The sequence below is a fragment of the Bradyrhizobium sp. 153 genome (assembly GCF_023073835.1).
Taxonomy (GTDB): Bacteria; Pseudomonadota; Alphaproteobacteria; order Rhizobiales; family Xanthobacteraceae; genus Bradyrhizobium.
Window position 1 is genome coordinate 1 of record NZ_JADPKH010000079.1, and the last position, 2,695, is coordinate 2,695.

The 2,695-nt window shown below is 63.3% G+C and carries 2 pseudogenes; both read left to right on the plus strand.

The features are described 5' to 3' along the window. The first annotated feature begins 113 nt into the window (after nucleotides 1-113). A pseudogene (locus IVA91_RS18730) lies at nucleotides 114-973 on the plus strand (site-specific integrase). A 9-nt stretch (nucleotides 974-982) separates the two neighbouring features. Continuing rightward, nucleotides 983-2,160: pseudogene (locus IVA91_RS18735) on the plus strand (IS91 family transposase). Nucleotides 2,161-2,695 lie beyond the last annotated feature (535 nt).

The window sequence follows — 2,695 nt, forward strand, 5'->3', positions numbered from 1 at the left end:
GGGATTGAACGAAGCCGCTGGCGCGGCATGTAGGGAGGCATAGCAAGGATTGCCTCCTGTCTGAGAGGATTGCGGGTTTTCGAAGCCCAACCCTTTAGACAGGAGGTTTTCCGATGGCTGAGATCAGCCCACTTCGCCGCCGCATGATCGAGGACATGACGGTCCGCAATCTGTCACCGGCGACGCAGCAATCCTACCTCAACGCCGTAGCGAAGTTGAGCCGATATTTCGGTCGTTCTCCTGACCGCCTCGACCTGGAGGATATCCGTGCCTTCCAGGTTCATCTGGTTGCGACGGGGATGTCCTGGCCGGCGCTGAACCAGATCGTCTGCGCACTGCGGTTTTTCTACGGTGTGACGCTTGGTCATGACACCGTTCCGGAGCGCATCGCCTATGCGCGTAAACCGCGCAAACTGCCGGTCGTGCTGAGCGCCGACGAGGTCGTGCGCTTCCTGGAAGCAATCCCAAGCCTCAAGAGCCGTACCGCGCTGACCACCGTCTATGCCGCAGGCTTGCGCGTATCGGAAGTGGTCCTCTTGAAGGTTGTCGACATTGATAGCCAACGGATGTTGATCCGGGTCGAGCATGGCAAGGGCGGCAAGGACCGTTACGTTATGCTCTCGCCTCAGCTTTTGAGGATTCTGCGGACGTATTGGCGGCTCACTCGGCCAAAACGATGGCTGTTTCCCGGCCGCGACGACGAGCGTCCGCTCGTCCCTAACGTGCTGCACGCCGCTGCCGTTCAGCCTGTACGGCGGCCGGCTTGAGCAAGTCGGTGACAGTGCATACGCTGCGGCACACATTCGCGACCCATCTCCTGGAGAACGGGGCCGACGTGCGCATCATCCAGGTGCTGCTGGGCCATGCCAGTCTGCAGAGCACGGCGCGCTATACCCAAGTCGCCACAAAGACCATCAGCAATACGCCAAGTCCGCTTGACCGGCTCCGCCTGGAGGTCGTGCCGCCCGGCTGAGCGGACCTGATGGCTCCGGTTCTGGAAGTGGCGGATATCTTCCGCCGCCACGGCGAAGCGTTTCGGCAAGCCCGCGCCGCGCATCTCGGCCGCGTCGAGCGGCGCGTCATGGGCGCCATCGCGGCGTGCCGGACGGCTGTGCTTGGCGGTCATGTCGAGCAATGCGATGACTGCGGTGCGACACGCATCGCCTACAATTCTTGTCGCAATCGACACTGCCCGAAGTGCCAGGGTGCGGCGCGCGCACAATGGCTTGCCGAGCGGCAAGCCGAACTCCTTCCCGTGCCGTATTTCCACGTGGTCTTCACCATGCCGGCATCCGCCGGCGAGATCGCCTTCCAGAACAAGGCCGTCGTCTATGCCATCCTGTTCCGCTGCGCGGCCGAGACGCTCGCCACCATCGCGGCCGATCCCAAGCATCTCGGCGCTCAGCTCGGCGTGACCGCCGTCCTCCATACCTGGGGCCAAACCCTGCAACACCATCCACATATCCACTGCGTCGTGCCCGGCGGTGGACCCTCGCTCGACGGCACACGCTGGGTCGCTTGCCGGCCCGGGTTCTTCCTGCCGGTGCGCGTCCTCTCCCGGCTGTTCCGCCGCCTGTTTCTGCAAGAGCTGCAAGCTGCCTTCGCGGCCGGCCAGTTGGGCTTCTTTGGCCATCTCGCCCGTCTCGCCGATCCCGCCGCATTCGCCGAGCGCCTCGCGCAACTTCGACGGACCGACTGGGTCGTCTATGCCAACCGCCATTCGGCGGGCCCGAACAGGTGCTGGCTTATCTCGGCCGCTATACGCATCGCGTCGCCATCGCCAACAGTAGGCTGATCTCGCTTGCCGACGGCAAGGTGAGCTTTTCCTGGAAGGACTATCGGCAGAATCGTAAAGCCAAAGTGATGATGCTTGATGCCGATGAGTTCATTCGTCGCTTTCTCCTGCACACCCTGCCGGACGGCTTCCACCGCATCCGCCACTATGGCTTCCTCGCCAATGGCGGACGCAACGATAAAATCGCTTTCTGCCGTCAACTCCTTGCTGCCCGCAACGCTCCGACTGATCAAGAAGCCGGCGCCGATCCCCTCACCAAATGCGAGATCCCCGTCTGCCCGCATTGTGGCGGCACCATGCGGCGCGTCGATATCGTCCCGCGAGCCTGCGCGCGCGGCCAGCCGTTTCGTTGTGATACCTCATGACCAGCGTCAGTGCCATCCACCGCTTCCGTGATCACCTTCTTGGTGGCAACGTCCGAAGTCGCCGTGGCCGCGCTCGTCACCGAACACCCCGCCAATCGTTCGGCAGCGCATCCCAGCGCAGCAAATCGCTCGCTGGATCGCGCCCTTGGCCCGATCAATCGGGCCCCTCACATCCGATGAATGACTCGCGGACGCGCGGCGACTACAGGCGCGCCTCTCCCGCAGCCGCACCCGCTGCACTATTCCCATAGCGCCAACAACTCCGCAGCTTCGTTCAATCCGGCTTCTATGAGGTCGCACGCACGACAGAGCGCGCGGCTCGCGCCTGCCACGCGACCTCACAGAACCCTCAAGATTCACAAATCAGCGGTTTGGTGATTCAAGCTGGTCGCCGGATCGGAGGCCGGCAGGCATGGCAAAACCGCCGTCGATGGATCTTCGCGAACGTGTGCTTGCCTGATTCGGAGCGGCGTTTCAGGCCGGCAGGCTGGCGAGCGATTTGGATCAGCGCGGCAAGCGTAAGCCGCTGGCGAAC